Genomic DNA, 26,800 nt, shown 5'->3' on the forward strand with positions numbered 1-26,800 from the left:
AACTTCTCACTTGTGGCAAGTCCGGTATGTCCTTGCCGATAGTATGCGATGACTTTTATCTTAAAGTCTAGGTCGTAATGCATAAAAATACCCCATAAGTTGTGTCCAACTTATGGGGTTCAGTTCAAATCAGCTACTGACTTGGAGGTTTGTTTTTATATTAACTTTCTATAGTTGTTTGAAAACTACATATAGTTTTCGATACTTGGGCAAGAGCACATAAGGTTCTTATCACCATAAGCATCATCAACGCGTGCCACACTCGGCCAGAATTTATGGGCACGAATGTAAGGCAGCGGGAAGGCAGCCGTATCACGGCTGTACGGATGCGACCATTCGCTGCTGGTAATCATCGCCGCGGTATGCGGTGCATTGACCAACGGGTTGTCCTCTAACGTCCAACCATCGTCGCCAGCTTTGGCTTTCATCGCTTCGGCTTTGATAGATTGTAGCGCACTGATAAAACGATCTAACTCTTCTTTAGACTCAGACTCAGTGGGCTCAATCATCAAGGTGCCCGCTACTGGGAAACTCATCGTTGGTGAGTGGAAACCATAATCCATCAAGCGCTTAGCAATATCGCTTTCACTGATGCCAGTTTCTTCCTTCAACGGACGAATATCGATGATACATTCGTGAGCGACGCGGCCGTTTTTGCCGGTATAAAGAACAGGGTAGTGGTCTTTCAGCTGGCTGGCAACATAGTTGGCATTTAATAGCGCAAGCTCAGTTGCTTTTAGCAGACCATCACGGCCCATCATGGCAATATACATCCATGAGATAGGTAAGATACTTGCTGAACCATAAGGTGCTGCCGATACCGCTGAGTAATCATTTTGCGCATTATGCACAGGGCTCAACGTATGGTTGGCCATAAATGGTGCTAAGTGTGCTTTCATTCCGATAGGGCCCATGCCTGGACCGCCGCCGCCATGTGGGATACAGAAGGTTTTATGCAAGTTCATATGCAGTACGTCTGCTCCAACATCAGCAGGCTGCATCATGCCGACTTGCGCATTCATGTTGGCGCCATCCATATAGACCTGACCGCCATGTTTATGAATCAAATCACAAATATGACGAATGCCTTCTTCAAACACACCGTGCGTCGATGGATAAGTAATCATCAAGGCACCTAGATTGGCGCTGTGTTCTTCACATTTAGCGGTCAAGTCATCGATGTCTACGTTACCGTTGTCATCGGTTTTGACCACGACTACTTTCATACCCATCATCATGGCGGTAGCAGGGTTGGTACCGTGCGCTGACATTGGAATCAAGCAAACATCACGATCCGTCTCGCCCAATGACTCATGGTAACGACGGATTGCTAAGAGACCAGCATATTCACCTGAAGCGCCAGAGTTTGGCTGCATAGACACTTCATCAAAACCTGTGATGGCTTTCAGTTGCTCTTGCAAGCTATCAATCATCGCAATGTAGCCGGTGACTTGATCGCGTGGTGCAAATGGATGCACATTGGCAAATTCAGGCCACGTAATCGGCAGCATCTCACTGGTCGCGTTCAATTTCATGGTACAGCTACCAAGTGAAATCATGCTACGGTTCATCGCCAAATCTTTGTCTTCAAGCGATTTTAAGTAGCGCAGCATTTCATGTTCGGTATGATGCGTGTTAAAGACTGGATGGGTCAAGATATCGTCAGTACGCAAGTGGGCGCTATCAAGTGATACGCTAGCCGCTTCAGGTAAATCGTGTGATTTATTGACAAATAGCTGAGTTAAGACGTTAAAGTCCTGCGCATCGCTGATTTCACTGAACGCAACGCCAAGCTTACTGTCGCCCAAACGCCATAAGTTATAGCCAACATTGTCCGCATTTTCAAAAATCTGCGTCGCCAGCTTCTCTGAACCACAATCAATAACAACCGTATCGAAGAACTGCTCATGTACCACATTTAAATTGCTATCGTTAGCTTGTTTAATAACATTCGCAAAGGCAGTCGCAAAGGCATGGATACGAGTCGCGATACGCTTGACGCCACCTGGACCATGATACACCGCATACATACCCGCTAGATTAGCAAGCAATACTTGTGAGGTACAGATGTTTGAGTTGGCTTTTTCGCGGCGGATATGCTGCTCGCGGGTTTGTAATGCCATACGCAATGCAGTATTGCCTTGTGAATCTTTTGAGACACCGATGATACGACCAGGTGCTGAGCGTTTGGCTTTATCAGAGAAGGCAAAGTAGGCGGCGTGTGGACCACCAAAGCCCATTGGAATACCAAAACGCTGGGTGCTACCCAATGCGACGTCTGCGCCCATATCGGCTGGTGATTTTAATAGCACCAAGCTCATGATGTCACTGACGACACTCACGTAGGTTTTGTTTTTCTTCACCGCTGCGATAACGTCGGTTAAGTCTTTTACATCGCCCTCAACACCGACGTATTGGAAAATAGCACCAAAATAATCGCCTGATTTGGCGGTTTCAAAATCACCAACCACCACTTCCCAGCCGAAATACTTGGCACGAGTATTGATGACATCTAAGGTTTGTGGATAGATACGGTCATCAACAAAAAACTGATTTGATTTGCTTTTGCTCACACGCTTTGACATGGCCATCGCTTCTGCCGCAGCAGTTGCTTCGTCAAGTAATGACGCGCCAGCCATCTCTAAACCAGTCAAATCAATACAAACTTGCTGGAAGTTTAGCAATGCTTCTAGGCGACCTTGGGCGATTTCAGCTTGATAAGGGGTATAAGCGGTGTACCAACCTGGATTTTCAAGCACATTACGCTGAATAACCGCTGGCATGCGCACAGGCGAGTAACCTTGACCGATATAGCTCTTATTAACCGTGATGTCGTCTGCCATGGTACGTAATTTAGCAAGCGCGGCATGCTCACTCATCGCCACAGGCAAATCTAGCTCTTTATGCAAGCGCACAGGCTCAGGCACGGTATCGTTGATGAAGCTCGCCATGTCTTTATAGCCAACTGCGCTGAGCAGGTCAGCTTGCTTGGTCTCATTTGAGCCTAGATGACGATAGACAAATTCAGCTTCGTTGAATAAACCTTTAAAGGTATCAAGCGTTGGGTTTTGAGAAATAGTCATGAGAGTCCTTGGTTAAGGGAGTAATAAAGGGATGGCTAAAATAACTAATAACTAGTAATAATAACTAATGACGGCTTACAGTTTTAGACGTAATGGACAAACTGCTCTTGGTCAAAGCGGAACTGGGTGTTGTAAACGCCATTATCAGCGCGCTCACCAGCACCAATCATCATAATGATATGCTGGTCGTTGCTTAAGTTTAATAGGCGTTTCATAGCAGGCTCATCAAAGCCGCCCATCGGACAGCTATCAAAACCGTGCGCGCGTAGGGCAAGCATGAGGTTTTCAGCGGCAAGGGCGGTATTGTTGGTGGCCCAGTTTTTGGTGTCTTCAAAGGTATAGTAAGGGGACTTAATCGGACCTTTTACGCGTCTAAATACTTGAGTCGCACTCCATTTTGCCGCTGATATTACGTTAACTGGTCCGCGTAAAAAGTCCATAGCCACGACTTTGGTGTAGTAGTCTTTGACTTTTTTTGGTACGGGTGTATCAGGGTATTCGCGCAATATCTGCTGAGCGTGATCCTGCCAGATATCGGTACGCGCAACGATTGCAATCAAGCGTGCGGCGGTTTTTGCCGCATTTTGATTCATGCAATTTTTTACCGCGCGTTTGCGATTGTCAGCATCGTCAATCACATAAAATTCCCACGGCTGTAGATTGCTTGAGTTCGGCGCGAGCATGGCCAAACGCAGACAGTCTGCTAACACGTCATCAGGTATCTTTGTGTCGGTAAAGCGACGAACGGAACGACGTGATTCAACCACTTCGCGAAACGCTTGCAGCTGCGGGGTATGAGTAGGCGTCGCAGTATTGTCTTTAAGGTCAGTGCTAAAGGTCATATTAGAATCCATACTGGGGATTGAATGATCAACTTAGGTCAGTATTGAGTGCAACTTTTCAATAGTGTCTGACAAGTGGTTAATACGAGTAATCGAATAGCGATTGGCAGTAGTCAATTGAGCGATAAATAGGTTAAAAAAGGCGTACAGATATCAGCTGACGCCAATATCTGTCATAGCAAGTTACATTTTTAAAGCTACATTTTTAAGATTGCAAATAGCGATATTTCATTTCAGTCAAATAGCGCTTTTCAGCAAGGAAGCAAAGCTGATATTACAGCTCGTTTTCGTACTCATCAGCAGTTAGCAGCGCTTCGTAGTCAGCGATGTTGTCAGGCTTCATTCTAAAGAACCAACCTTCACCGTATGGGTCAGAGTTGATGATTTCTGGATCATCTTCTAATGCTTCGTTGATGGCAACGACTTCACCTGAGAGAGGCGCGTAAACGTCAGAGGCCGCTTTTACTGACTCTACGACTGAGATTTCGTCATCAACGGCGATGATGTCACCCACGTCTGGCAATTCAACAAACACCACGTCACCCAATAGGTCTTGAGCATGGTCAGTGATACCAACAGTGATAGTACCGTCGTCTTCTAGGCGTAGCCACTCGTGGCTGGCGATGTATTTTAGTTCTGCTGGGATATTGCTCATGGTCTCTCTCCTAAGTGATAGAGGATGGTTAACAAAAATAGTGGAAGCTAATAATAGAATTTATAATGACTACGAGTCAAACTGCTGCTTGCCATTACGGACAAACGGTAGCTTAAGGACGCGTACATCGACAAACTTACCTTTGCCGCGCAAATCGACCTGAACGCTATCGTCATCGGATAAGCTGGCAGGGACACGGGCAATGGCAATCGAATTTTTTAGGCTAGGGGAGAAGGTGCCACTGGTAATGAGACCAGTTTGCTCATTGTCCGTGCCTTGATTGATGGTGACTGTCATGCCTTCACGCAATACGCCGCGCGTCGTCAATAGTAAGCCGACTTGTTTCATGGCGGTGTTGTCGTCTTTTGCTTGCTGACGCTTACTTACTAAGGCTTCACGACCGATAAAGTCACGCTCGTCTTTTAGCGCCAGCGTCCAGCCCATGTTGCACTCATAAGGGCTGGTTTCTTCATTCATATCATGACCATAAAGGTTCATGCCCGCTTCCATACGCAAGGTATCACGCGCGCCAAGGCCAGCAGGTTTAACGCCATTGGCTTTTAATTGCTCAAAGAACGCTGGAGCATCATCGCCATGCATAATCACTTCGACGCCATCTTCACCCGTGTAGCCGGTACGAGCAACGAACCAATCTGTGCCTTCGATGTCTGTTAAATCAGCACCAACGAAAGGCTTAAGTCCCGACAAGGTATCTGCCCAGCTCGGTTTAACTTGCGCCAGTTTTTCAACCGCATTTGGTCCTTGTACGGCAATCATCGCAAGCTCTGGACGCTCGGTGATGGTAATGTCAAAGCCTTTAGCGACTTTTTCAAACTGTACCATGTCTTTATCGCGAGTAGCAGCGTTTGAGACGATACGGTATTCGGTAGCGTCTTCATTCATCAGGTAAACGATTAAGTCATCGATGATACCGCCTTGCTCATTGAGCATGCCAGAATATAGCGCCTTACCGACGGTTTTTAATTTATCAACATCATTGGCAAGCAGCTTTTGGAGCCATGCTTTAGCGTCAGCGCCTTTAACATCAGCGACGACCATATGTGAGACATCAAACATACCGGCATCGGTACGCACGGCTTCGTGCTCTTCGATTTGTGAACCATAATGGATTGGCAATTCCCAACCAGAAAAATCCACCAGTTTGCCATCACTATCAACGTGAGACTGGTAAAGAGGCGTGCGTTTAGGAGCTGAAGTACTTGTGCTTTGAGAGCTGGCGTTTTGAGAATTGGCGTTTTGAGTGTCGGTCATAACAAATCCTTATGTGTACATCAGTCGTACTCGGTAGAGTAATGAGCGATGTGCAGTATCATAGTAGCGAGAAGCAATATTGCAGGGTGCAAGCATTGCAACCAAGGGTAGCACAGAAAAAAAATATAAAGCAGTAAGCCAAACTAACGCTGAACGTCGGTTTAAGCAAAAGCCCTATCTGTCCTGTAACCTGAGATTTTCAACACGAACCATCATTTTTTTTAAGCATCTATTTGCAAAAAAATAGCAATGATGTCGCATTTTCTCCCCTTCGGTGGGTAAGGCGTCGTCCGTCCTTACCGCTCTCCAGATTTGTTATGCCTTGTGTTTGGGTGTGCTACGCGATTGACGGTAGACAGCGAAACAGTCGTGGCATGTGTTTTTCAGTCCTTTTACCTGAGCGATTGGCAGGGTATATGCGCCTTCGGTGGTCTTGTTACAACTATCAACGCAACTCATTAAATAAGTGCATCTGACATCGTGCCCAAGACTCTCTCCTGAAAAACGCTTTTATTATGAAAGGTTAATGGTTTTTTTACAAGCCACCGCATGGATTAAAGTGAATAATTTAACCAAAATGCGCTTTTTTAGAGATATTTAGGCAAATAAACCGCTAAAAAAGCCAATTTTTTGCGCCTGTACAAAGCAACATAAGGCAATCAAAAGCCATCTCGTTAAAGCCTGCTACGCAAAGCCACTATTGAAAGTCGGGCAAATTATGCTAGGCTAGCAACCATTATTCCTCATTCATTTCATCTAAGCTATTTAATACAGGCTATTTAATACCAGTCATTTGATAACTGTTTTAATTGATGGTTTTTAACCTTTCGTGCTCAATAGGTGCCCTTTATGCATTGCGATATTTACAAATTTCCCAAACACAATGATATGTACGTCTATATTGCTCGTCCTGATTATCCTAACGATACCGACGAGATTAAAGACTGGCTTGGCGTATTACCGAAAGACTTCCGTGCAGGCTTAGGGCGCAGTCAGTTTGTTATGCATCTAGATTTGGCAACTACGGCAACGCTTGCGCGGGTTGATAAAGAAGAAGTATTGGCGAAATTACAATCACAAGGCTATTTTGTACAAATGCCGCCGCAAGATGTCATGCGCCGCCAAGCCGAGTTGCGCGCCCGTGAAGCACAAGACAATATCTACGACTAGTGCACTTATTTTAAAGTGCTGCTTTTAAGTTGTATGGCAATCTTATTTTCAATGTGTCTTATTTTATAAAGCAACTAACGGCAACTGAAGGTAAATATAGGTCAGTGGCCAAGTGGTAGCCAGTCATAATCGGTGCTAATAACAACTCAACTGGCGATGCGACCAATTGATAAAAAACGTTACCAAACAGTGGTCAGCATGCACTTTATTTAGAAGTCGTGATAAACTAGCAGCCTATTCAGTACAGATGTCGATGATGTAGTCGGCCCCATTTTTAGTACGACAGAACGTACCCTATACCGCTAGACACATAACGTGTCGCCGGTGATAAATGCAGGTAACCAAACACGTATGGACTGGTTTAAAAGTATCTTACACAGCTTACCATTGGAAGCCATCAGTGACATTCTCGGCGAGATTGCGATTTGGTGGGGGCAGCTGGTAAAAGACGTTCCAGCCGCAGACTTACCCATGTATGCGTATTTGGGCGGTGTCATTATCGTCTTGATACTTTGGCTACTGGTTGCTCGGGTTTTGCCGCGTCCACTTGGCGGTATGAGCTGGATGATGCTCTTTGCTGTCTTACTAGCTCCCGGTACAGCGCTTGGCGACCCTAGCGTGATTGCACCGGCCAGTATTAGCGTTGTCTACGCCATTATGATGAAAGACACAGCTGGTGCGATTGCTAATATGTTGCCAATATTGGTGGTATTGGTCGTCGGCTTGTTTGTGGGTTTTGTTTGGCAACTGATTCGCGGCGCGTTTGAGTCAAGCTTAGATAAAGCCCGTAGCCGAACGGCAGAAGATACGCAAGCGACGATGCAGCTAACCAGTGGTAATTACTTGGCAGACAATGCTGGTTTAGCAGAGCCGTCTGCTGATTCAGCATTAATGGCTAAGCCTGAAATAACTAAACCCGAAATGGCTAAGACGGAAATAAATAAGCCTGCAGCTGAAGTCAGTTTAAAAAAAGACAATAAGCCATTAAAGCAAGCGGATAGTGATAAATCTGATAAGCTTTAAAGTAGAATTAAGCTTCATTAATTAAGATAGAAGACACCATGCGTGTCTTTTTTTATGTAAAAGCATTTTTATGTAAAAGTATTTTTTGCCGATTGAGGATATAAGTAATTAATGACTATTAAAACGATATCAGTATTATTTGTTAGCAACTGCGAACGCATGAGTATTTTGGCAATTAAGGCAGCTGTGCTAGTCTAATTCATTATTTCTTATTCACCAATTGCCCCCTAATCCCTTTAATGTATAACAATAACTGAGACTTAGTTTATGACAAACACGACCGATAAAACCAAGAAAACCTTTACCGGTACAGAAAGCTATATAGCCACCGATGATTTGCAATTGGCAGTCAATGCGGCGATGACTTTGCAAAAACCGCTGCTTATTAAAGGCGAGCCGGGCACTGGTAAGACGTTACTGGCTGAAGAAGTAGCAGAGAGTTTGGGTATGCCGCTGATTACATGGCATATCAAATCAACCACCAAAGCTGAGCAAGGGCTGTACGAGTATGATGCGGTATCGCGCTTGCGTGATTCACAAATGGGTGATGATAAGGTTTATGAGATTGGCAACTATATCAAGCCGGGTAAATTGTGGGATGCCTTTACCAGTAAAGAGCGCAGTGTGTTATTAATTGATGAGATTGATAAAGCTGATATCGAGTTCCCCAATGACTTGCTTCATGAGCTGGATAAGATGTCATTTTATGTTTATGAGACAGGCGAGACCATCACCGCCGAGCAGCGTCCGGTGGTTATTATCACCTCAAACAATGAAAAAGAGCTGCCAGATGCGTTTTTGCGTCGTTGTTTCTTTCATTATATCGACTTCCCAGAAGAAGCAACCATGCGTCAAATCATTGAAGTGCATTTCCCTGATATTCAAGAAAAGCTGGTCAATGATGCATTAGATATCTTTTATAAGCTACGTAATGTTCAAGGGCTTAAAAAGCCACCATCGACGTCAGAGTTGGTTGATTGGTTAACGTTATTATTGGCCGATGATATGGCACAAGAAGAGCTGGAAGAAAACTTGCGCGGCGAAAAGTCTATCCCGCCATTATATGGTGCACTGCTTAAGAATGAAGCCGATGTGAACTTATTACAGCGTTTTGCCAATATGATGCGTCGCTAAGCAACAGACCATTTGTCATGATTAAAGCCAATGAAACGGCTTCACTCGTAACTATATCAGCCAATAAGTGATGCGACTCTTATGTTTATCAAATTGTTCTATACCTTACGTACTTACGGCGTACCCGTCAGTACCCGTGAGCTGCTTGACCTAAACGCTGCGTTAGATCAAGGGCTGATGATGCAGCCGCATCCTGAGAATCCAGAGCTATCTACCTTTGCCAGTCGCGAGGGTATGTATCGGCTGATTCGACTCTGTATGGTTAAAGACGAGCGTCACTTTGATAAGTTTGACCGCGCCATGGCAGACTATTTTGAAGGGGTCGATAGCCTTGATATGGACGAGCTGTTGGCCAAGTTGACGGACGTCCCAAAAGAATGGCTCGATTTAAAGCTCGACCCAAAAAATCTGACCGAAGAGCAGCGGCGCTTGCTAAAAAAATACGGCTCGCTAGAGGAGTTGATGAAAGCGCTTGAAGAGCGTCTGAAAGAGCAAAAAGAGCGTCATCAAGGCGGCAGTAAATGGGTCGGCACAGGTGGGACATCACCATTTGGTGCCTATGGCGACCATCCAGAAGGGGTGCGCGTCGGCGGTGAATCACGCAAACGTAGCGCTGCCAAAGTTTGGGAGCAGCGAAAATACCGCAACCTTGATGATGATAATCAGCTTGGTACGCGCCAAATTCAAATGGCACTGCGTAATTTGCGCCAGTTTGCGCGTACAGGAAGCGCGGATGAGCTAGACATTCATGAGACCATCAAGCGCACCGCCAAAAAAGGCATGCTCGATATTCATATGCAAGCTGAGCGCCGTAACCGCGTCAAGGTACTTATGCTGTTTGATGTCGGAGGCAGTATGGATATCCATGTGGAAGCATTAGAAAAACTGTTTTCTGCAGCGAAGAATGAATTTAAAACCTTAGAGTTTTTTTACTTTCATAACTGTTTATATGATTATGTTTGGAAGGATAATAATCGTCGCCATAGTGCGCCGATGCCTACCTTTGAGCTGCTGAATAAATACGGCCGAGAATATCGCGTTATCTTCGTCGGTGATGCATCGATGTCGCCCTATGAGCTGATGACAGTTGGCGGTAGTGTTGAGTATATGAATAATGAGGCGGGCATCGTTTGGCTTAAGCGGGTGCTGGCGCATTTTGATAAAGTCGCTTGGCTTAATCCTGAAAACCCCGCGTACTGGCAATATACCCAAACCATCGTCGAGATTAAAAAACTATTCGACAATAAAATGTATCCCATGACTTTACATGGTGTGGAAGACATGACCAACTATCTGGCGCGCTAACGGCTAACTATAGATAACGATAAGAATCCTTTGCTTTATTTTTTATTGAAACACGCATAAAAGTAGCCGTTGTAAAATATAGCGGCTATTTTTTCTTTCTATTTTTAGTTTATACCTTTTCTTTTCTAGTTTTTTGTTTCTATCAGCCCAATCATAACGCCCATCTCTTTTTTATCATGCTTATCGATAGTCGGTGCATACAATGCCGAAGCAATGCCGCCATCTAAAAATAATGCATTTGGACAGTTTAAATCATCCTTAAACAGGGTGGCAAATTGATAAAAGCTCACAGGCTCTTCGCTATGAACAAATTGTAGGCTGCCGTCACTGCAAACACCGGCACCATTACGCAGCTTAATCGAGGTACTGTCAGGGTTGAACTGCGGATGAATCTCATTAGTGATGACCAGCATGGGACCTGATTGCGTGGCATACCAAGGCTGTGCTGTACCACTTTTGAGCTGCTTATCTAAAGCATTGCTTTCAGTAATTTGCACCTTACCAGACTTATCCCACCACATAACGCCATTGGGCAATAAGTGAAAGTTACCGCCGCCTTCTTTAATATTTAACGCGCGCAGCTCTTTACCTTCGATGACGGTGTAGCCAATCGGCGCATAATTTTCATTATACATACCGGCGTTCATGGCAAAATTCAGCGTTTGCTCAGACGGTAATGTCGCTAACAAAGTATCAAAAGTCAGCAGCGGCTGGGTGTTATTAGCACTGTTATTTGCTTGTTGCCAAAACAGCTGTAAAGAATAGCGAGGGTCTGATAGCGTCTGCGCGTCGATACGACAAGCGCTATAAGTAAAGGGCACGTTTTGCGACTGGCATGACCAATGCTTTTTGCTATTATCAGCGCTGCTATCATTTGTGTGGTCTGTCGGTTGACAGGCGCTGATGCTTAATGCAATCAGCGCTGCCGTCAAAAGAGTTTGGGATGAAGTAAAAAGGGAGGTTGGCATCAATGACTTGCCTTGTGGTAGGTGGACAGAAGTTATCTATTGTAATGCTTCTACCATATTTTGTCGCTTATTTGCTGCTTCGCTTAGTCATCTGTATGGGGTAAGTCGCGAAAAGTATTATTGACGTTGCCAATTAACATGCCACCATCGATGATGTCTACTGAATCATCTGGGTGTTTCGTGGTCGGCGCGCTGGTTTCTTTGCCTCTATCGCGCGAGTCTTTATTATAAGCAATCAGCGCATCGTTATTGGCAAGGAAGCTATCAGGATTTGCCATGACCCACATTTGGTTAAAGACGTCGGCGCGAGCGTTTTGCGCAAGTAATGCGCCTTGGTCAGCAAAGTAAAAGAACTTCGATAATAGTTTAATTTGTCCGTTATCTAAACGGCGCGCAATATGATAAGGCTGTAATTGGCTTGGATGCTGGAGGCCAACCGCGCCAACGATGCTGGCCAGTGATTTCAGCGTATTTTTATGGAAACTTGCCACGCGCTCAGCTTTACTTGGCACATCGAGGGCTTTTTGGCGGTATGGGTCTTGAGTGGCAACCCCCGTCGGGCAAGTGTTGGTATGACACGAGCGTGATTGAATACAACCAACGGCAAACATAAAGCCGCGCGCTGAGTTACACCAATCAGCGCCAAGCGCAATCATGCGCGCAATATCAAAACCTGAGACGATTTTGCCACTGACGCCAAGCTTAATCTTGTCACGGATACCAGCGCCAACCAAGGTATTATGTACCAATAAAAACCCTTCAACCATTGGCATACCGACGTTGTCCATAAATTCAACGGGCGCTGCACCTGTGCCGCCCTCTGCGCCATCGATCACGATAAAATCAGGATAGTTGTTCGTCTCAATCATGGCTTTAACAATCGCCATAAACTGCCAAGGCTGACCTACGCATAGCTTAAAGCCGACAGGTTTGCCGCCTGATAAGTCACGTAGCTGCTGCCAAAAACCAACCAACTCGCGCGGCGTGCTAAAAGCGCTATGCGAAGAGGGCGACACGCAATCTTGACCGGTTGGTACTTCACGGGTATCAGCGATTTCTTGGGTGATTTTTTCGGCGGGTAACACACCGCCTTGACCGGGTTTGGCACCTTGTGAGAGTTTAATCTCAATCATTTTTACTTGTGGGTCAACGGCTTTTTCCGCAAACGACTGGGGATCAAAATTACCCTGAGCATCACGGCAACCAAAATAACCGGTGCCCAGCTCCCAAATCAAATCACCACCAAATTTACGGTGATAAGGGCTAATCGCACCTTCGCCGGTGTCATGGGTAAAGCCGCCCATCTTCGCGCCTTGGTTGAGCGCCATAATGGCATTGGCAGATAAACTACCAAAGCTCATTGCCGAGATATTAAATACCGACATATCATGCGGCTGCTTACAACGATCGCCACCGACCACGATGCGAAAATCTTTGTTTTCTAACGGTTGGCTGACGGCGGATTGTAAAAACCACTCTTTATCATGGGCGTATAAATTGTCTAGCGTACCAAAAGCGTTGGTGTCACTGACGTTTTTGGCGCGTTGATAAACCAATGCGCGCTGCTGGCGTGAAAACGGCACTTGTTCTTTATCGTTTTCCAATAAATATTGGCGAATTTCAGGGCGGAAGTCTTCGAGCACGTAGCGGATGTGGCCTGCAACCGGATAGTTTCTCAAAATAGCGTGCTTTAACTGTGTGATATCGTAAATCCCCAAGCACACACCGAAGCCGCCAAGAATGATTAGCCACCAATTCGTCAGTAACAGTCCGGCTAAAAACAGCAAGACCGCGGCAGCAAAGGTACTATAGCGCAAAAATACGCCGACTAAATAAGGAGAACTGGTTTTTGGTTCTGGATTCAAATTGGTACGAGATTGGGGCATAACGATACTCAACAGTAAAACATTGGAATTAAAAATGCGGCAGAAAGTTATTTCGTAACTTTGCCGCTATTCATTATTCAGTATAAAAGGATTGGATAATACTCATTAAAACAAATTAAAGCGCCACCAACTTAAACACTGACAATAAAGGCAGGGGCTCAAATTGATGGCGTACATCATACGCCTATAATATCACGGCTCCATATTAATTGAGTAACGGCTTGCTAATAATGACGTGATAACGCCGTTTTTAAAGGTTTTAGCATGGCAGAAACGGCTTATTAGCCAGATAAGCGCTTAAATACCGCGCCCAATTTTTTCTGCCAGCGCCTGCAACTTAGGTACAATCGTCGCCGCATATTCATCTGCCTGCCAGTTGGCACTCGGCACACTGGCATTGAGCGAATACGCATACTGCCCAGTGGCAACATCAAATACACCAACGGCTACGGCCAATATATCGGTAGAAAACTCACCGTCTGATACCGTATAACCATGCAATCTATAATGCTCTTCTGCATCAGATAAAGCCAACTGCGCGTGCTTATAATCTTCTGTAGATAAGTGCTGTTGTAAATTACTAAGAATCACACTCTGTCTTGCTGGCGAGCTAGCCGCATAAAAAGCGCGCCCAATAGCAGTACGGGCGACGGGTACTGCCGAGCCAACTTGCAAATTGACTGACAGGCGAGCGGGGCTACGACAACAAGCGTGATAACGCATTTCTCCTTCGACCTCGGTTGCTAAATTCACCGATACTTCATTGCTACTAGCAAACTGTCGTAGCAACGGCTCAGCTGCCGCCACCATGTCGTGACGACTCCACGCCGTTGCGCTGAGTCTCACCGCACTACTGCCGAGTTGATACTGTCCGTGCTCGGTCATGCGTAAAAATCCAAGCGTCATCAAAGTATGAATGAGACGGGTGATGGTCGCTTTTGGCAAGGAAGTCATTTGACACAATTGCTGGTGGCTGAGCTGCTCATGCTGTTCAAAGGCTGCCAATAAAGTCAGTCCACGCCCCAGTGCGGTGACAAACTGCCGGTCGTTATCGTCCTTACTTTGCTCAAGAATGGTGGTCATTCGATCGAGTAGTGGCAGAGCTGCCGATACATTTTTTGTCATTTTATGCTCATTTTTTTTGATAAAGGTTTACAGCGCGGTAAAACTTTGCTTAAATAGATTTAAATTATGAAACTAAGTTTCGCACAGCGGAATAAGTAAGTCAATAACCTGTGCAGTCAATTTACTTATTAATCACTACTCGTCGGTCAGGAAGACTGACATCAAGGAGATCCACATGGCAACATCTACGCGTCCAAGTTTCGATTGGGAAGATCCGTTTTTATTACGCAACCAGTTGACTGATGAAGAGCGCATGGTCACGGACAGCGCCCGTCAGTTTTTTCAAAAAGAGTTGATGCCTGGCATTATCGAAGCCAATCGTAATGAGAACTTTGACCGTAATATCATGCGTCAAATGGGTGAGATGGGCTTGCTTGGTGTAACGATTGAAGGTTATGGCTGTGCCGGTTTATCAAGTGTCGCTTACGGTCTGATTGCCAAAGAAATCGAAGCGGTTGACTCAGGTTATCGTTCAGCGATGAGCGTGCAATCAAGCTTGGTCATGCATCCTATCTGGGCGTACGGCACCGAAGAGCAAAGAGAGAGATATCTGCCTAAGCTTGCTACTGGCGAATATGTCGGCTGCTTTGGTCTGACTGAGCCGGATTCAGGCTCAGATCCTGCCTCGATGTCGACTCGTGCACGCGCAGTTGACGGCGGTTATGAGCTGACGGGTAATAAAATGTGGATTACCAACAGCCCTATCGCCGATGTGTTTGTCGTTTGGGCAAAGGACGATGCCGGTGAGATTCGCGGTTTTGTTTTAGACAAAGGTATGAAAGGGTTATCAGCGCCGAAGATTGAAGGTAAGTTTTCACTACGTGCTTCAGTTACCGGTGAAATCGTTATGGACAAGGTATTTGTCCCTGAAGCCAATGCTTTCCCAGATATCCGTGGTCTAAAAGGGCCGTTTGGCTGCTTAAATAAGGCCCGTTACGGTATCGCATGGGGCGCGATGGGGGCAGCTGAATTCTGCTGGAAAGCAGCACGCCAGTACACGCTAGACCGTAAGCAGTTTGGTCGTCCGCTCGCCGCAACGCAGCTCGTACAATTGAAGCTTGCCAATATGCAGACAGAAATCACCTTGGGTCTACAAGCGGCATTGCGTGTTGGTCGTCTAATGGATGAAGACAATGCGGCGCCTGAGATGATTTCACTGATTAAGCGTAATAACTGTGGTAAGGCGCTCGATATCGCGCGTATTGCTCGTGATATGCATGGCGGCAACGGTATCTCTGATGAGTTCCACATTATTCGTCATGTGATGAACTTAGAAGCGGTCAACACCTACGAAGGTACGCATGATATTCATGCGCTTATCCTAGGTCGTGCGCAAACGGGTATTCAAGCGTTTTATTAATAAGTGCTAACCGATAAGTATTAGTCAGTTTTTAGACCATTAACGTACGTTACTGTTTGGCTTTTTATAAGCTGTTATAAACAGGAACGTACGTTTCTGAGTTTTTAAGCATTTTTCTTATACATTGTTTTCAGGCATTGTTTTCATCCATCGTTGTTATGCATCATTTATTTAGCAGTGTCTATTCTTAAAAGGTATTAAGGCATTAAAGAAAAGATACCAAAAGCTAAATGATACATGGCAATTTTTTATTAAATTTTTATCAAAGAATAAGTTACATAATAAGGGAAGATTATGACTGATATGGCAAAAGGTGCATTGCACGGTATTAAGGTGCTCGACTTGTCGAGAGTATTGGCCGGTCCTTCTTGTACCCAAGTACTTGCAGATTTGGGTGCCGAAGTCATCAAGGTTGAGCGTCCGCATATTGGCGATGAGACGCGTCATTGGGCGCCGCCAAAATTCAGCGATGACACCTCCGCTTATTACGCCACTATTAACCGCAATAAAAAATCCCTCACCGTCGATATCACCACGCCTGCCGGACAAACCATTATCAAGCAGCTTGTCGCCGATAGCGATATCGTTGTTGAAAACTTTAAAGTTGGCGGTCTAAAGAAATACGGCTTAGATTATGACAGTCTAAAACAAGACAATCCGCGCCTTATTTATGCCTCATTAACGGGTTTTGGTCAGACAGGTCCAGACGCTAAGCGCCCCGGTTACGACTATATTATTCAAGGCTTGTCAGGGCTGATGAGTATTACCGGTCCAAGCGATGGCGAGCCGCACAAGGTAGGCGTGGCAGTCGTCGATTTATTCGCCGGTTTGCAGCTGACCATCGGTATTCAAGCGGCCTTATTAGCGCGTCAAAATACGGGACTTGGGCAGCATGTCGATGTGGCATTGCTTGATAGCGCGCTTGCGATGCTCGCCAACGTTGGTATGAATTATTTGGCATCCGACAAAGTCCCGCCAAGACTCGGTAACCAGCATCCTAATATCGTGCCTTATCAAGTGTTTGCAGGGCAGGGTGACGCGCACTTTATCTTAGCCTGTGGTAATGACAGTCAGTTTGCCAAGCTTTGTACTGTGTTGGGCGTTGATTGGCATAGCGACAGCCGTTTTGCGACCAATCCACAACGCGTTGCCAATCGTGAGCTGCTGTGTGGTGAGTTAGCTAAGCAATTTGCCGAGCAACCTCGCAGCTATTGGTTAGAGGTGTTGGATCAAGCAGGTATTCCTTGTGGCGCGATTCATAATATCTCTGAAGCATTGGCGATGCCGCAAGCGCTGGCACGTGAGATGGTGGTTGATTTTGCCAAACAAGGCAGCCCTGTTCGTGCCCTTGGGAATCCGATTAAATTGTCCGCCTCACCGGTCACTTATCGTACGCCGCCACCGCAATTGAGCGAGCATACCGATAGTACGCTTGCTGATTTGGGCTATGACAGCGACATGATAGCCAAGCTGAAAGCCGATGGGATTGTTTAGTTAAGCATCATCAGAAACAAGCGCCATTGGAAAAAAATGTTCAACAAAGGAATGTTAAGCATGAAAATATATAGCCATGAAAACCTCAGTTTGCATAGACCGTTACCGTATTTTTCTTATGGCAAGATGCATGAGCCGTTAGAGATACCAGAGCGCATGGTCGAGTTGTTAAAGGCTCCAGCGGCACTAGGTTTAGAGGTAACCACTGCCACCGAGGTCGGAATGGGGCCAATATTAGCCGTTCATGATTTCGGTTACGTGGATTTTCTCAAGCATGGCTATGCTGAATGGATGGCGCTTAACGAAGATTTGGGCGCGCAGGTGCAGACGGGGATTTTTGTACCGTATGACAATCCTGGTATCGGCATCATGGCAAAGGCTGCTAAATATCAGGCCGATGATAGTGCGCCCATCAGTGAGCATTCTTGGACATCTATTTATTGGTCGGCACAAACGGCGCTGAATGCTGCTGAAGCCTTATTAAATGAAGATGCATCAAGTGCTGAGCGTGGGCAACATAATATCCAGCTTTGCTTTTCACGGCCGCCTGGTCACCATGCGCGCAAGAGCGCAGCGGGTGGATTTTGTTATCTCAATAATGCCGCCATCATCGCCGAACATCTGCGGCAGAAATACGCAAAAATCGCCATTATAGACACCGATATGCACCACGGTCAGGGTATCCAAGAGATATTCTACGAGCGCAGCGATGTGCTCTATACCTCGGTTCATGGTAATCCGGTTAACTTTTATCCAGCCGTCACTGGTCATGAGTTTGAAAGGGGCACCGGCGCGGGCGAAGGCTATAATGTTAACTTCCCGATGCCACATGGCACCGATGAAGCTGGGTTTTTTAACTATGTTGATAAATCCATCGAGGTGATGAGGCTATTTGACCCTGATGTCATCGTTCATGTATTGGGCTTTGATGTGTATAAAGACGACCCAGAAGCTAGGTGTGCGGTCACTACCGAAGGATTTACCATATTGGCGCAAAAGCTGAAAGCGTTAAACAAACCGTTAATTGTCTTGGTCGAGGGCGGTTATTACCTGCAAAAGCTTAATGACAATTTGCAGGCATTTTTATCAGGGCTTATTTCAGAAAATTAAAAGTCTGCATTAAAATTACTGAAAATAAAGAATAGCTGAAAAAATTAAATAGCTAGCAGCGTTTAGGTTTTATTGATGAGCAATAAAGCCCAAACGCTGCTCAATTTGCTCTGCCAATTCAATCAGTACGGCACTGACCTCAGCTCGTTTGGACTCATACTCTGCTTGTAAAAAGCTGACCGCCATACCAGCTACCGCGTTGCCTGAGGCATTGCGAATATAAGTGCCTAAGCAATACATACCTTCGCGCAGTTGTCCATCGTCAAGGGAGATGCGACTGTTTTGAATAGCCGTCAGCTCAGTGGACAAATCGGTAAAGTTATCGACACCATGCTGGGTAATGGGCGTAGGGAAACCGCTGGCATAGATGGACTTTATGCTGTCCATAGAAAAGGTGGAAAGCATGGCTTTACCGGTAGCAGAAAATACTGCTGGTACGCGAACACCAGCGCGGAAAGTAAAGCCAAGCGGAGCCGGCGCTTCATGGCAAGCCAAAAACACCACTTCACCAAAGTCGAGCTTGGATAAAGTCACCGTATGTTGAAGAAGGGTAGGATACTGGACAATAAGGTCTTTGAATAGCTGAATGACGCCTTGCTGCTGCTCATATTTGCCCGCCCAATACATCAAATACGAGCCCAAATGAAAGCGGCTATCGCTGTCTTTATAGATAACATGCTTGGCCAAAAGACTCTGCAAAATGTTGTGGGTTGAGCTGCGCGGCAGGTTAAGCTCTTTGGCAATATGAGCCGCCGTTAAAGGCTGGGCGCTGTCGGTTATCAAATCTAAAATCTGAAAGGTCTTGTCCAAAGCAGGAACGGCAGTGGTGCTCATAAGGAACCTATAAAAGTCGGTAAAATTAAAAAAACATCAAAATAAAGCGATAAATCATCACAAAGTTGATAATAGGGGTTGCAAATATGCGTCCATCATTCTTATAATGATGTCTCATATATAGAATAGATGTTCAGTATATTGAACAAATAACAAGTTATCAATAATTATTTAAGTCATAACCTTTTATTTATTGTTAGTTATTTATCGCTATAAATCTGCAAACCCTATCTGCAAAATAACATTGACAAGGAGTGTCAACATGTCACAACTGCCACATACGCTACCGCTATCAAACCCAGACCTACTCAAACAGCAGTGCTACATCAAAGATGGCTGGCATGGTGCTAGTGATGACGCGACTATTGACGTCAGCAATCCTTTTAACAGCGAGATTATCGGTAGCGTGCCAAGCCTGACGACCGACGATGTCAACGATGCGGTTGCGGCTTCTCATGAGGTGCAAATCACGTGGGCGGCCAAAACCCCAAAAGAGCGCGCTGAACTGCTACAAAAGTGGGCCGACCTTATCGATGCCAACAAAGAAGATTTGGCCATCATTATGACCGCCGAGCAAGGCAAACCTTTAACCGAGTCACGCGGGGAAGTTGGCTATGCCAATAGCTTTATCCGCTGGTTTGCTGAAGAAGGCAAGCGCGTATACGGCGATGTTATCCCTGCCAATCAAGCACAGCTGCGCCATGTCATCCTAAAGCAGCCTGTTGGTGTTTGCGCGGCTATCACGCCTTGGAATTTTCCTGCAGCGATGATTACCCGTAAAGCAGCCCCTGCACTAGCGGCAGGCTGTACCATGATTATCAAACCTGCAACCGAAACGCCATTTTCTGCCTTGGCACTGGTGGCATTGGCTGAGCAAGCGGGCATTCCAGCAGGCGTTATCCAAGTCGTAACTGGCAAATCATCAACCATCGGCGATATCCTAACCGGCGATGCCCGCATTCATAAACTATCCTTTACCGGCTCTACCGAAGTCGGTCGTACCTTGATGGCACAATGCGCCCCAACCATCAAAAAACTGTCATTAGAGCTCGGTGGCAATGCGCCATTTATCGTCTTTGATGATGCTGATCTTGAAAAAGCCGCTGAAGGATTAATCGCCTCTAAATATCGTAACGCCGGTCAAACTTGTGTTTGTGCCAACCGTGTCTACGTGCAGGACAGTATCAAAGACAAATTCCTAGATGTATTTGTGAAAAAAGTCGCTGAGCTGAATGTCGGTAATGGCATGGACGAAGGCGTCGATATCGGTCCGTTGATTAACAAAAAAGCCTTGGAAAAAGTACAAGCACTGCTAAAAGATGCTTTAGATAAAGGCGCAACCCTTATCACGGGCGGCAGCACCAACGGCGCATCAGAGCTGACTTATAACCCAACGGTAATTACCGATATCAGCAGTGATATGGATATCGCCCACGAAGAAATCTTTGGTCCTATCGCTACTATCTTTACCTTTAAAGATGAAGCCGACGTCATCCGTCAAGCTAACGACACCATTTATGGATTGGCTGCATATTTCTACAGTGGCAGTTATGCACGCTCATGGCGCGTCACCGAAGGTTTAGAGTACGGCATCATCGGTCATAATACCGGTCTCATTTCTACCGAAGTCGCACCATTTGGCGGCGTTAAGCAATCGGGCTTTGGCCGCGAAGGCTCAAAATACGGCATCGAAGAATATGTCGTTACCAAATACTGGTGCTCTGATGTTAGTTAATAGCTGGAGCTAATAGTTGGCTATTTTGTATTTTAACCGTTTAATTTTTAATCAGTATTTAACGGGATTCAGCAGCAGGAATCCCCAATATTGCTAAACCTTATTTTATAAACCGCCATCACATCACTGGCATCTACGTAAAGAAGAAAGAAAAGGATATTCTTATGACTACTACCAATCAATCATTACTTGAGCGCCGTAAAGCTGTTTTGCCAACAGGACTTGGCGTTGCCTTTCCTATCTTTGCCGAAAAAGCAAAAAACTCGGAAGTTTGGGATATTGAAGGCAATCGTTATATCGACTTCGTCGGCGGTATCTCAGTATTGAATACCGGTCACAGCCATCCAAAAATCACTCAGCGTGTGCATGAGCAGCTAGACAAATTTACCCATACTGCCGCGCAAATGATTAACTATGAATGCTATGTTGAGCTTGCTGAAAAGCTTTGCCAAAAAGCCCCTATCAGCGGTGATACCAAAGCGTTCTTTTTGACCACTGGCGCTGAAGCCGTTGAAAACTGTATCAAGATTGCTCGTGCCAAAACCGGTCGTCCGGGTGTCATCTCTTTCGTTGGCGGGTGGCATGGTCGCACGCTAATGTGCATGAGCCTAACGGGTAAAGTATTGCCATACAAAAAGAACTTTGGTCCGATGCCAGGTCCTGTATTCCATGCGCTATTCCCAGCTGAAGAGTTAAATGTTACTGAAGCACAAGCATTGCATAGCCTTGAGATGATTTTCCAAGCGGATATCGACCCAAGTGAAGTGGCAGCGATGATTATCGAGCCAGTACAGGGCGAGGGTGGTTTCCATCAAGTGACGCCATCGTTTGCCAAAGCCTTGCGCGAGATTTGCGATGAGCATGGCATTGTGCTGATTTTTGATGAAGTACAGTGTGGTTTTGCCCGTACAGGTACCTTGTTCGCCAGTGAGCAGTTGGGCGTTGAGCCGGACCTAATGACCAGTGCCAAGAGCTTGGCGGGTGGTTATCCTATCTCTGCCGTTATCGGCCGCGCTGATATTATGGATGCGCCGCAAGTAGGCGGTTTGGGTGGTACTTATTCTGGTAACCCACTGGCTTGTGTGGCAGCTTTAGCAGTCATGGAAGTCATCGAAGAAGAAAACCTACTTGAGCGTAGTGTTGAGATTGGCGATAAAATCGAAGCTTTCTTAAAGGGTTTAAACTTAAGCAGCATCGGTCATATTCGTCATAAAGGCGCGATGTTAGCGTTTGAGCTAATCGACAGTGATGGCAAGCCTGATGTTGAAGCAACGGCCAATTTAAAAGCCAAAGCATTTGAGCAAGGTCTGTTATTAGCTTCTTGTGGTATGTTCGGTAACGCTATTCGTGTGATGGTGCCACTAACGGTTGAAGATGAAGTGCTCCAAGAAGGCCTTGATATTATCAAAGGTATTTTGACTGCTTAAAGGCGTTAATATTTAACAATAATGGATGCTTAAGGTTTGGATGATGACAGTCCTGCTTTGAGCGGTGGTTTTACAACGGCGCCTTGCAAGTCAAGACGCCGTTGTTGTCTCTGCTATCGATATATAAAAACATTATCAAGCTTCTCAGTCGAGAAGTATGGAAAGATAAACATGAGGGGCGATGCCCTGTTACATAAATCCTGTTATACAAAATACATGTCACTCTAAGTGTAATGAGCAAAAGATTCACATGGATTAAACACGGACAAGGAGTAGATTATGTCTGAATTAAAAAAATCTTTAGGGACGCTAGACGTTATCGCGTTGGCATTTGGAGCGATGGTCGGTTGGGGCTGGGTCGTTTTAGCGGGCGGTTGGATTTTGTCTGCTGGTACGTGGGGTGCCATGCTGGCGTTCTTGATAGGCGGACTGGCAGTGATATTGATTGGGGTGACTTATGCTGAGCTTGCCGCATCGATGCCAGTCACCGGCGGTGAGCACACTTATACCCATCGCGCATTAGGGGTCAATGTCTCCTTTATCTGCTCATGGAGTATTCTATTTGGTTACTTCTCAGTGGTCGCGTTTGAGGCGGTCGCACTCCCGACAGTGGTAGAATATTTTATCCCCAATTATAACCAAGGCTACCTCTGGACCATCGCTGGCTGGGATGTCTATGCCACTTGGGTCGGGGTCGGTATGCTGGGCTCCGTTATTGTAACGTGGCTCAATATCCGCGGTATGGAAGTCAGTGCTTGGTTCCAAAAAACGGCCGTATTAGGCATTTTATTCGTCGGTACGTTATTGTTTATCGGTGCGGTACTGTTTAATCCTGAAAGCTCGAATTCAGTACAAGCGCCAGCATTTATTGGTGGTATCGGCGGTATAATGGCGGTTATTGTCATGGTGCCCTTTATGTTTGTCGGCTTTGACGTTATCCCGCAGGCAGCAGAAGAGATTGATTTAACGCGCCCTAATATCGGTAAATTTTTGATTATCTCAATTATCGTTGCGGTGATGTGGTATGTGGGTATTGCGTGGAGTGTGGGTACGACTTTACCACTGGTACAAGCAGAGAACTCGACTCTCGCTACTGCTGATGCCATGACCAATGCATGGCAAGGCAAGTGGGCGGGTATTTTGTTAGTGATTGGCGGTGTGCTTGGTATTTTATCGAGCTGGAACGCCTTTTTAATCGGCGGCAGTCGTCTGCTATATGCGATGTCCAGAGCACATATGTTGCCAGCCTTTTTAGGTAAATTGCACCCAAAATATAAAACGCCATCAAATGCCATTTTATTAATCGGTGGTCTGGCGACGCTTGCGCCGTTATTTGGTCGCAAAATGTTGGTTTGGATTGTCGATGCCGGTGGTTTTGGTATCGTTATCGCTTACACCTGTGTCGCTATCTCATTCTTAGTGCTGCGCTACCGTGAGCCTGATATGGTACGCCCATTTAGAATACCAGCAGGTAAACTGGTCGGTATGCTGACGATTGTGCTAAGTTTTGGTTTATTGATGCTCTATATGCCAGGTATGCCATCTGCGTTGACCGCTGTTGAATGGTGGATTTTCTTTGGCTGGACGGTGTTAGGTATCGTGTTATATAGCTATGCAAGGATAAAATATCCTGGTATCAGTGAAGCGATTATGGCAGAAGAGCTACGCGAATTAAAAATTGTCAATCAGCTATGGTTAAAAGACAATCCAAAGAAATAGTTTTTATTTTGAACTGATTATAGTAATAAAATGCCGCTGCAAAAAAAGCCTAACAGTGAATGTTAGGCTTTTTATTATTCTCAAAATCAATCAATCAATCAATCGATTAAGATTTATCACGAATCAATTTATAATTTAAAAACTCAGTGATACCAAGGGTACCAAGCTCGCGGCCAAATCCTGAGCGCTTAACACCGCCAAACGGGGTGTTTGCTTCACTACCAGAAGGAGCATTGATAGTGACCATGCCGACTTCTAGTTTGTCAGCAATATCAGCAGCTAGGGCAGCATCTTGCGTTTGGATAGAAGCGCCAAGGCCGAAAGGTACGTCGTTGGCTATCTTAATCGCATGCTCAATATCACGAGCTTTGTAGACGACTGCCACAGGGCCGAATAGCTCCTCACGGTAGACATCCATAGATTCGTCAACGTCAGTCAGAACAGCCGGCGCAAACCAAGCACCCGGCTTGTCTTTGACCATGCCACCTTCGACCAATACCGTTGCGCCGGCTTGAACGGCACTGTCTAGCTGCTCTTGTAAATTAACCGCCGCCGCTTTTGAAGACATTGGACCGATAAAAGTACCTTCATCAAGCGGATCAGCCAATGTCATGTTACGTACGGCATTGGTAAAGCCTTCGACGAATTTATCATAGACCGATTCAACGACGATAAGGCGTTTGGCCGCATTACAAGCTTGTCCTGTATTACCAAACCGACCTTCGATTGCACCTTTCACGGCTTGTTCGATATCGGCATCGGCTGCGACGATAAAGGCGTCTGAGCCGCCAAGCTCTAGCACTACTTTCTTCAGCGCGCCGCCTGCAACTTTTGCAACCGCTTGACCTGCGCGCTCAGAGCCTGTTAATGAGACGCCTTGTACGCGGCTGTCTTCGATGATGGTCGCTGCTTGCTCATTGGTGGCAAAGACATTGTTATAGACGCCCTCAGGTAAGCCTGCCTCTTTTAGGATATCAACGATGGCTTCGGCAGTCTTAGGACACTGCGGCGCGTGTTTTAGAATAATGGTATTGCCCGCCATAAAGTTTGGCGCGGCAAAACGTGCTACTTGATAATGCGGATAGTTCCACGGCATAATGCCTAATAGAGCGCCTACAGGGAGTTTTTCTACAGACGCAGAACCACTATCAACATCGATGCTATGCGGTGCTAGTAGCTGCTCAGCGTTGTCTGCGTAGTAGCGATAAATCTCAGCAACCAAGCCAATCTCGCCTTTTGCTTGGGCGACAGGTTTGCCCATCTCATTGGCCACGATACGAGCCAGCTCATCTTGGCGCTCAAGATAAATATCGGCAATTTTATGCAGCAAGGTACTGCGCTCGTTCAATGAAACCTGACGCCAGTCTTGATAAGCACTGTGCGCTTGTTCAATTGCGTTTTGAATATCTTGCTCAGTTGCTGTCGGGTAGGTGGCTTCTACTTCGCCAGTCGCTGGGTTGTTTACTTGATAATCGCTCATCATTATTCCTTAGGGTTAGATTCAAAATCCGTTTATGTTTTTTTCTATGCATTTATTTCTATGTGTGTATTTCTATACTTATCTATCTATACTTATCTTTCTGTGCTTGTCTGTTTAAGTTTATCTTTTTAAGCGGATAATGTTGGTTGCTGCTGAGTAACGTTATGAGTCTTGCTACCAGCAAAACGATTTTTCTTATGCGTACATCCATGACCTGATGCTAAAGAAACACTATTTCAAGTGCTACAAAGGCTTCATTTAGGCTTTATTTAAGCGTCGTTATCATTTAGCCATGAGTCAGTAACGTACCATACATCGATGGACGGCGATCACGGAAGACGCCCCATTGGCGGCGCGCGATAGCCAGCTCATCTAAATCAAAAGTGGCAGTAAGAACTTCTTTTTTATCCTTCGATGCTTCTTGGATAATCTCGCCGCGACCATCGGTGATAAATGAGCTACCGTAGAATTCTAGCGTGCTGTCATTGCCATTTTGACTGAGGGTTTCTGTACCGATACGATTCGCCGCGATAACTGGCATGAGGTTGGCGGCGGCATGACCTTGCATACAGCGCTGCCAGTGACCTTTTGAGTCAATGCCCAATGTTGGCTCATCGCCAATCGCTGTGGGATAAAACAGTAGCTCTGCACCCATCAGCGCCATGCTGCGCGCGCACTCAGGAAACCACTGATTCCAGCAGATACCGACGCCGATTTTGGCATATTTGGTATCCCAAACCTTAAATCCAGTATCACCTGGGGTAAAGTAAAACTTTTCGGCATAAGGGATGCCATCTGGAATGTGGGTTTTACGATACGTGCCCAGTATCTCACCATCGGCATCAATCACGGTGACACTATTAAAAAACGTATTACCAGACTTTTCATAAAAGCTGATGGGCAATACTATGTCTAACTCTTTGGCCAATGCTTTAAAGTGGTTTATAGCGGCATTGTCGGCAACTGAAGTCGCCAGTTTAAAGTAATCAAAATCATGAACTTGGCAGAAGTAGGGGGTTTCAAACAGCTCTTGTAGCAAGACAATATTGGCACCGGCTTTAGCAGCCCTAGTCACTAATTCAGTGGCGGTATCGATATTTTGCTGTTTATCCCAACCGCAAGCCATTTGGGTTGTCGCAACGGTGACAGTTCTCATTATCTAATTCCTTTTAGTTATT

Annotated in this window: 20 protein-coding genes and 2 riboswitches; of the genes, 10 read left to right on the forward strand and 10 right to left on the reverse strand. The window is 45.8% G+C overall.

All coding sequences use genetic code 11. The features are described 5' to 3' along the window. Positions 1–185 precede the first annotated feature (185 nt). The 4 genes from gcvP to gcvT all read right to left on the reverse strand — a co-directional run bounded on the left by gcvP (position 186) and on the right by gcvT (position 5,852). On the reverse strand, positions 186–3,083 hold the full coding sequence (gene gcvP / locus JMX50_RS06590) for an aminomethyl-transferring glycine dehydrogenase (RefSeq protein WP_201628932.1): 2,898 nt from the start codon (positions 3,081–3,083) through the stop codon (positions 186–188). Between the two features lie 83 nt (positions 3,084–3,166). Further along, positions 3,167–3,925: a nitroreductase family protein gene (locus tag JMX50_RS06595; RefSeq protein ID WP_201628933.1), complete on the reverse strand. Its 759-nt coding sequence runs from the start codon at positions 3,923–3,925 to the stop codon at positions 3,167–3,169. A gap of 274 nt (positions 3,926–4,199) precedes the next feature. Then, complete coding sequence (gene gcvH / locus JMX50_RS06600; protein WP_144297111.1) at positions 4,200–4,580, reverse strand: glycine cleavage system protein GcvH; 381 nt, start codon at positions 4,578–4,580, stop codon at positions 4,200–4,202. Between the two features lie 69 nt (positions 4,581–4,649). Continuing rightward, positions 4,650–5,852: a glycine cleavage system aminomethyltransferase GcvT gene (gcvT, locus tag JMX50_RS06605; RefSeq protein WP_201628934.1), complete on the reverse strand. Its 1,203-nt coding sequence runs from the start codon at positions 5,850–5,852 to the stop codon at positions 4,650–4,652. Between the two features lie 168 nt (positions 5,853–6,020). Beyond that, a riboswitch (glycine riboswitch) is annotated at positions 6,021–6,172 on the reverse strand. 54 nt (positions 6,173–6,226) lie between these two features. Further along, positions 6,227–6,362: riboswitch (glycine riboswitch) on the reverse strand. A 339-nt stretch (positions 6,363–6,701) separates the two neighbouring features. Between gcvT and JMX50_RS06610 the strand changes: the two genes are divergently transcribed. The 4 genes from JMX50_RS06610 (at position 6,702) to JMX50_RS06625 (ending at position 10,484) form a co-directional block, all read left to right on the forward strand. Further along, on the forward strand, positions 6,702–7,022 hold the full coding sequence (locus JMX50_RS06610; RefSeq protein WP_201565121.1) for a YcgL domain-containing protein: 321 nt from the start codon (positions 6,702–6,704) through the stop codon (positions 7,020–7,022). Positions 7,023–7,373: 351 nt separating this feature from the next. Continuing rightward, the gene (locus JMX50_RS06615; protein WP_201628935.1) at positions 7,374–8,045 is read left to right on the forward strand and encodes a hypothetical protein; all 672 of its coding nucleotides are present in this window, start codon (positions 7,374–7,376) and stop codon (positions 8,043–8,045) included. Positions 8,046–8,312: 267 nt separating this feature from the next. Next, the gene (locus JMX50_RS06620) at positions 8,313–9,179 is read left to right on the forward strand and encodes an AAA family ATPase (protein ID WP_201628936.1); all 867 of its coding nucleotides are present in this window, start codon (positions 8,313–8,315) and stop codon (positions 9,177–9,179) included. A gap of 81 nt (positions 9,180–9,260) precedes the next feature. Then, entirely contained in the window at positions 9,261–10,484 is a 1,224-nt protein-coding gene (locus JMX50_RS06625; protein ID WP_201628937.1) for a vWA domain-containing protein, read from the forward strand. A 125-nt stretch (positions 10,485–10,609) separates the two neighbouring features. Here the strand turns inward: JMX50_RS06625 and JMX50_RS06630 are convergent, their stop codons facing one another. From JMX50_RS06630 to JMX50_RS06640, 3 genes are all read right to left on the reverse strand, one after another. After that, positions 10,610–11,452, reverse strand: a complete 843-nt coding sequence (locus JMX50_RS06630) for a phosphodiester glycosidase family protein (protein WP_201628938.1) — start codon at positions 11,450–11,452, stop codon at positions 10,610–10,612. A gap of 83 nt (positions 11,453–11,535) precedes the next feature. Continuing rightward, positions 11,536–13,338 (reverse strand): FMN-binding glutamate synthase family protein, encoded by a 1,803-nt coding sequence (locus JMX50_RS06635; protein WP_201628939.1) that lies wholly within the window; start codon positions 13,336–13,338, stop codon positions 11,536–11,538. A gap of 297 nt (positions 13,339–13,635) precedes the next feature. Beyond that, a complete protein-coding gene (locus JMX50_RS06640; RefSeq protein WP_201628940.1) occupies positions 13,636–14,463 on the reverse strand; it encodes an IclR family transcriptional regulator in 828 nt (275 codons plus the stop codon). A 175-nt stretch (positions 14,464–14,638) separates the two neighbouring features. Here JMX50_RS06640 and JMX50_RS06645 point away from each other — a divergent pair, with 175 nt between their 5' ends. The 3 genes from JMX50_RS06645 (at position 14,639) to JMX50_RS06655 (ending at position 18,427) form a co-directional block, all read left to right on the forward strand. Further along, the gene (locus JMX50_RS06645) at positions 14,639–15,823 is read left to right on the forward strand and encodes an acyl-CoA dehydrogenase (protein WP_201628941.1); all 1,185 of its coding nucleotides are present in this window, start codon (positions 14,639–14,641) and stop codon (positions 15,821–15,823) included. Between the two features lie 294 nt (positions 15,824–16,117). Further along, on the forward strand, positions 16,118–17,317 hold the full coding sequence (locus JMX50_RS06650) for a CaiB/BaiF CoA transferase family protein (protein ID WP_201628942.1): 1,200 nt from the start codon (positions 16,118–16,120) through the stop codon (positions 17,315–17,317). Positions 17,318–17,377: 60 nt separating this feature from the next. Further along, positions 17,378–18,427, forward strand: a complete 1,050-nt coding sequence (locus JMX50_RS06655; RefSeq protein WP_201628943.1) for a histone deacetylase family protein — start codon at positions 17,378–17,380, stop codon at positions 18,425–18,427. Between the two features lie 69 nt (positions 18,428–18,496). On the opposite strand, the gene JMX50_RS06660 is transcribed toward JMX50_RS06655, so the two are convergent. Further along, positions 18,497–19,261 (reverse strand): IclR family transcriptional regulator, encoded by a 765-nt coding sequence (locus JMX50_RS06660; protein WP_201628944.1) that lies wholly within the window; start codon positions 19,259–19,261, stop codon positions 18,497–18,499. A 262-nt stretch (positions 19,262–19,523) separates the two neighbouring features. Here JMX50_RS06660 and JMX50_RS06665 point away from each other — a divergent pair, with 262 nt between their 5' ends. From JMX50_RS06665 to JMX50_RS06675, 3 genes are all read left to right on the forward strand, one after another. Further along, the gene (locus JMX50_RS06665) at positions 19,524–20,996 is read left to right on the forward strand and encodes an NAD-dependent succinate-semialdehyde dehydrogenase (RefSeq protein WP_201628945.1); all 1,473 of its coding nucleotides are present in this window, start codon (positions 19,524–19,526) and stop codon (positions 20,994–20,996) included. A gap of 164 nt (positions 20,997–21,160) precedes the next feature. Then, positions 21,161–22,423: a 4-aminobutyrate--2-oxoglutarate transaminase gene (gene gabT, locus JMX50_RS06670; RefSeq protein ID WP_201628946.1), complete on the forward strand. Its 1,263-nt coding sequence runs from the start codon at positions 21,161–21,163 to the stop codon at positions 22,421–22,423. 279 nt (positions 22,424–22,702) lie between these two features. Next, positions 22,703–24,142: an APC family permease gene (locus tag JMX50_RS06675; protein WP_201625390.1), complete on the forward strand. Its 1,440-nt coding sequence runs from the start codon at positions 22,703–22,705 to the stop codon at positions 24,140–24,142. 106 nt (positions 24,143–24,248) lie between these two features. Here JMX50_RS06675 and JMX50_RS06680 read toward each other — a convergent pair whose 3' ends face one another. After that, positions 24,249–25,622: an NAD-dependent succinate-semialdehyde dehydrogenase gene (locus JMX50_RS06680; RefSeq protein WP_201628947.1), complete on the reverse strand. Its 1,374-nt coding sequence runs from the start codon at positions 25,620–25,622 to the stop codon at positions 24,249–24,251. A gap of 286 nt (positions 25,623–25,908) precedes the next feature. Continuing rightward, positions 25,909–26,781: an N-carbamoylputrescine amidase gene (gene aguB / locus JMX50_RS06685; protein WP_201629125.1), complete on the reverse strand. Its 873-nt coding sequence runs from the start codon at positions 26,779–26,781 to the stop codon at positions 25,909–25,911. Between the last annotated feature and the right edge of the window lie 19 nt (positions 26,782–26,800).

This window comes from Psychrobacter maritimus (assembly GCF_904846345.1).
GTDB lineage: Bacteria > Pseudomonadota > Gammaproteobacteria > Pseudomonadales > Moraxellaceae > Psychrobacter > Psychrobacter maritimus.